The organism is Arthrobacter sp. HMWF013 (assembly GCF_003061105.1).
GTDB lineage: Bacteria > Actinomycetota > Actinomycetes > Actinomycetales > Micrococcaceae > Arthrobacter.
The window spans coordinates 1-4,998 of sequence record NZ_QAIQ01000447.1 but is presented as its reverse complement, the minus strand read 5'-3'; the positions used below and the strand labels follow the sequence as shown (position 1 = coordinate 4,998).

The 4,998-nt window shown below is 66.4% G+C and carries 5 protein-coding genes; all 5 read left to right on the top strand.

The features are described 5' to 3' along the window. Positions 1-667: IclR family transcriptional regulator (locus DBR22_RS16090; RefSeq protein ID WP_108599845.1), on the top strand; the 667-nt coding region annotated here is incomplete at its 5' end. 196 nt (positions 668-863) lie between these two features. After that, the gene (locus tag DBR22_RS16085) at positions 864-1,745 is read left to right on the top strand and encodes a shikimate dehydrogenase (RefSeq protein WP_108599844.1); all 882 of its coding nucleotides are present in this window, start codon (positions 864-866) and stop codon (positions 1,743-1,745) included. Beyond that, positions 1,745-3,679, top strand: a complete 1,935-nt coding sequence (locus tag DBR22_RS16080) for a bifunctional sugar phosphate isomerase/epimerase/4-hydroxyphenylpyruvate dioxygenase family protein (RefSeq protein ID WP_108599843.1) — start codon at positions 1,745-1,747, stop codon at positions 3,677-3,679. The genes DBR22_RS16085 and DBR22_RS16080 overlap by 1 nt, the downstream gene beginning before the upstream one ends. A gap of 71 nt (positions 3,680-3,750) precedes the next feature. Beyond that, complete coding sequence (pcaH, locus tag DBR22_RS16075) at positions 3,751-4,623, top strand: protocatechuate 3,4-dioxygenase subunit beta (RefSeq protein ID WP_108599842.1); 873 nt, start codon at positions 3,751-3,753, stop codon at positions 4,621-4,623. 4 nt (positions 4,624-4,627) lie between these two features. After that, positions 4,628-4,998 (top strand): dioxygenase family protein (locus DBR22_RS16070; protein WP_441296247.1); only part of this gene is annotated, 371 nt, incomplete at its 3' end.

Genomic DNA, 4,998 nt, shown 5'->3' with positions numbered 1-4,998 from the left:
CCGCCGTGCCGAGCTTCCCTTCAGCACTACCTATCGGCTCCTGGGTTCCCTGACCCGGGACGGATTTGTGGACTATGAGCCGGATGGCCGCCGCTATCACCTGGGCCTCCGGATCTTCCAGCTGGGCCAGCGGGTCTCCAATCACCATGGATTCGCCGGTACGGCCATGCCGGTCCTGCGGCGCGTGACAGAGCAGACGGGCGAGGCCACCATCCTTAGCGTCCGCGACGGCCGTCACCACCTCACTGTGAACAAGGTGGACGGCCCGCAAACCTTCCGTGTGACCAGTGATCCCGGTCATCTGGGTGCACTGCACGCAACCGCGGTTGGCAAGGCCTTGGTGGCCTTCGCCGAGGATGCGGAGCGTGAAAGCCTCATCGAAGAGCTGGAACTCGAGCCGCTGACCGAGCACACCATCACCGACCGCGGGGTCTTCCGCGCGGAAATGGAGAAGGTGCGCCGGCAGGGCTTCGCAGTCATGGATGAGGAAAACGAGAACGGGATGCGCGCCGTGGCTGTGCCGCTCCTCAATTCCCAGGGCCACGCCTTCGCCTCCCTGGCCACTGCCGTGCCGGTTTTCCGCCTCAGCATGGAGGCCCTCCTGGCGCACGTCCCCCTGCTGCAGGAAGCTGCCGCCGAGCTGGCCGCGCGACTGCCGCAGCGGTGATGCGGGGGCCCGGACCGGGAGTCAGCGCCGCGCCGGACCCGGAGCCGTCAACAACCCCCGCCAACATTCTATGTTCGTATGCCGAACAAGAGTGCGAGAAGTGAACAAGTGTTGTACTGTAATCCCTATCACCGGCCCGCCGCGTCCGCCCAGTGCGACGCCGCCCGCCAGGTGCCGTACCAAAGGAGCTGCCCGGATGAGCAATCGAACTGAGTCCTACCTCGTGGGACTGGTCGGCGATGGCGTGATGCCGTCACTCACCCCGCCCATGCACGAACGCGAAGGTGATGTGCAGGGCCTGCGCTATCTCTACCGCCCCATCGACCTGCTGGAGCTCGGACTGACCGGTGAAGCTGTGGGCGACCTGCTCAACAGCGCCCGCAGCCTCGGCTTCAACGGCCTGAACATCACCCACCCCTGCAAACAGCTTGTACTCCAGCACCTGGATGAGGTTTCCCCGGACGCCCTCAAGCTGGGCGCCGTGAACACCGTTGTGATCGAGGACGGCCGGTTCATTGGCCACAACACGGACTTTTCCGGCTTCGCCTCCGCCCTTGCCTCCGGACTGCCGGGAGCGAAACTTGACCGGGTGGTCCAGCTCGGCGCCGGCGGTGCCGGTTCCGCCGTCGCTTACGCCCTGCTGACCGCCGGAGTTCAGGCACTGGACCTGGTGGACGTCGATCCCGCCCGCGCCGCGGCGCGCGCCGGGGAACTGGCCGGCTTCTTCCCGGGCCGCACCGTCACGGCGCGTACGACGGCGGAGCTGCCGCAGCTGATGCCCCTGGCCGACGGTTTGGTGCACTGCACGCCGGTAGGAATGGCCGCCCACCCGGGAGCTCCGCTGGATCTTGATCTGCTCGAACCACGGCACTGGGTGGCGGACATCGTCTACCGTCCCATCGAGACCGAACTGGTGTTGGCTGCCCGGGCCAAGGGCTGCGAAGTCCTGGACGGCGGGCGGATGGCTGTTGGCCAGGCTGCGGATGCATTCCGGATCTTCACAGGGCTGACGGCCGACGCTGACCGCATGCGCGGCCACTTCCTGGAGCTTGTGGCCGCTGAAGAGGTGGCCGCCTGATGCGCACCGGAATCGCCACCGTCTGCCTCTCCGGCACCCTGAAGGAGAAGATGCAGGCCTGCGCCATCGCGGGCTTTGACGGCATCGAAATCTTCGAGCAGGACCTGGTGACCTCGCCGCTCGCGCCGGAGGACGTCCGGAAAATGGCCGCAGACCTTGGCCTGACGCTGGACCTGTACCAGCCCTTCCGCGATTTCGACAGCGTGGAAGAGGACCTCCTCGCCGCCAACCTGCGCCGGGCCGAAGCCAAATTCAAGCTCATGGAGCGGCTCGGCATGGACACTATCCTGGTCTGCTCCAACGTGGCCACGGCCAGCATCGACAGCGACGACCTCCGCGCCGAACAGCTGGGCCGCCTGGCAGCCCTCGCGGGGGACCATGGCGTCAAGGTTGCCTATGAGGCCCTGGCCTGGGGCAAATACGTCAGCGATTACGAACATGCCCACAAGCTGGTGGAAGCGGTGGACCACCCCAGCCTGGGCACCTGCCTGGATTCGTTCCACATCCTTTCCCGCAACTGGGACACCGCTCCCATCGAAGCCTTCAACCCGGAGAAAATCTTCTTCGTCCAGGTTGCCGACGCGCCCAAACTCTCCATGGATGTGCTGTCCTGGAGCCGGCACTACCGGGTGTTCCCGGGCGAAGGTCAGTTCGAGCTGGCCAAGTTCATGGGCCACGTGATCCGGGCCGGCTACAGCGGACCGGTGTCGCTGGAGATCTTCAACGATGTCTTCCGCCAGTCGGACGTGGAGCGCACCGCCGTTGACGCCATGCGCTCGCTCATCTGGCTGGAGGAACAGAGCGCCAAGTGGCTGGACGCCAACGCCCCTGTACTGGCAGCCGCCAACGCCGCCGGCAATGGTGCCGCAGCTTCGAAGGCCCCGGGCCGCCGTCGTTATCCCATGGAACTGGCCACCCTGCCCCAGGTTGCCGAGCCGGCGGGATACAACTTCGCCGAGGTCCGGGCCGCTGACTCGAAAGTCCTCGAAACGGTCCTGGGCCAGCTGGGCTTCGAGTTCAACGGCCGGCACCGCACCAAGGACGTGCAGCTCTGGTCCATGGGCCACGCGCGGGTGATCATCAACGAGCAGGCTGCCACGCACGCCGAGCCGGCCATCGCCGCATTGGGGTTCGACGTCGAATCTCCGGTGATTGCCGCCGCCCGCGCCCAGCAACTGAAGGCCCCCGCGGTCCCGCGGAAGACACAGGCCAACGAGGAGATTTTCCAGGGCTTCGCAGCCCCGGACTCCACCGAAATTTTCCTGTGCCAGGGCAGCCCCGACGGCACCGCAGCCTGGACGCGCGAGTTTGGCGAAGGCCTCGAGGTGCCGGCAGCCGGCGCCACGGCCGTGATTGACCACGTCAACCTGGCCCAGCCCTGGCAGCACTTCGACGAAGCCGTCCTGTTCTACACCAGCGCGCTGGCCCTGGAGCCGCAGCCGTTCGCCGAGGTTCCCAGCCCCACCGGTCTGGTGCGCTCGCAGGTCATGCTCACCGGGGACCGTTCGGTGCGGCTTGTGCTGAACCTCGCCCCGCTGATGCAGCAGGACGGCGCCTCCGGACCCGGGTCAGCCGCTGGGACAGGCGCGCGCAGGACGTACCAGGAACACATCGCCTTCGCCGTGGATGACCTCGTGGCCACCGCCCGGGACTGCCAAGCCCGCGGCCTGGAGTTCCTGCAGATTCCGGCCAACTACTACGAGGACCTGGACGCCCGTTTTGGCCTGGCCCCGGATTTCCTGGCCACGCTGCAGGAACTGAACCTCCTCTATGACCGCGACGCCGACGGCGAGTTCCTGCACTTCTACACCGCCACCGTGGGCAGCGTGTTCTTCGAAATGGTGGAACGACGCGGAGCCTACGACGGCTACGGCGCACCCAATGCGCCCGTGCGGCACGCCGTTCAGTACGACCAACTAAGCCGCACCACCTGATCCCGCCCACACCGATCTGACCCATCCACAGAGCAGTACCGCACACCGAACAGAAACGAGAGGAGCCAGCCGTGACGCAAGAAACCAAAGCCGAGCTTGAAACGGATGAGCTTGTACCCCCTGCAGAACCGAAGGCAGGACACGCCCCCCTGGACGCAGCAGTGGAGACGCAGCAGGATCTCAGTGCAGAGATCAAGTCCATCGGGGAGGCTTATGCCCAGGCCCTGAAGGGCGGTACCCCGGCCGAAGTGCAGCCGCGGCTGGACTACCCGCCGTACCGCAGCAGCATCTTGCGGCACCCCACCAAGGACCTGCACCACGCCGATCCGGAGACCATCGAGCTGTACTCGCCGGCGTTCGGCCACCAGGACGTCCACGCCCTGGAATCGGACCTGACCATCCAGCACAACGGCGAGCCGCAGGGCGAGCGGATCATTGTTGCCGGGCGTGTGCTCGATGGCGACGGCCGGCCTGTCGCCGGCCAGCTGGTGGAGATCTGGCAGGCCAATGCTGCCGGCCGTTACATCCACAAGCGCGATCAGCACCCGGCCCCGCTGGATCCCAACTTCACCGGCGTCGGCCGCTGCATCACGGGCCCGGACGGCTCCTACCGGTTCACCACCATCAAGCCCGGCGCCTACCCCTGGAAGAACCACCTGAACGCCTGGCGTCCGGCGCACATCCACTTCTCGCTGTTCGGAACCGAGTTCACCCAGCGCATCATCACCCAGATGTACTTCCCCGGGGACCAGCTCTTCCCGCTGGACCCGATCTACCAGACCATCGTGGACCAGGATGCCCGGGACCGCCTCGTGGCTGACTACGATCACAACCTCACCGAGCCCGAGTGGGCCCTGGGCTACAACTGGGACATCGTCCTGACCGGTCCCAAGCGGACCTGGACCGAGAACGAAGCGCTTGGCGCAGAAGGCGATGAGGCATAGGCAGATGAGCAACCAGACCAAACTCACCCCCACGCCAGGCCAGACGGTGGGCCCCTTCTTTGGCTACGCCCTCCCCTACGAAAAGGACCGCGAACTGCTGGCCCCCGGCTCGCCCGGCTCCATCCGCCTGCAGGGCACCGTGTACGACGGCTCCGGTGCCACCGTCCCGGACGCCATCCTGGAAATCTGGCAGCCGGACTCGGAAGGCAAAGTGGTGGACCGGACCGGTTCGCTGGTCCGCGACGGCTACACCTTCACGGGATTCGGCCGCAGCTCCGTGGGCAACTCCGGAGTTTTCACGTTCACCACGGTCAACCCCGGGCCCACTGAAGAAGGCTCGGCACCGTTCATCGCCGTCGCCATCTTTGCCCGCGG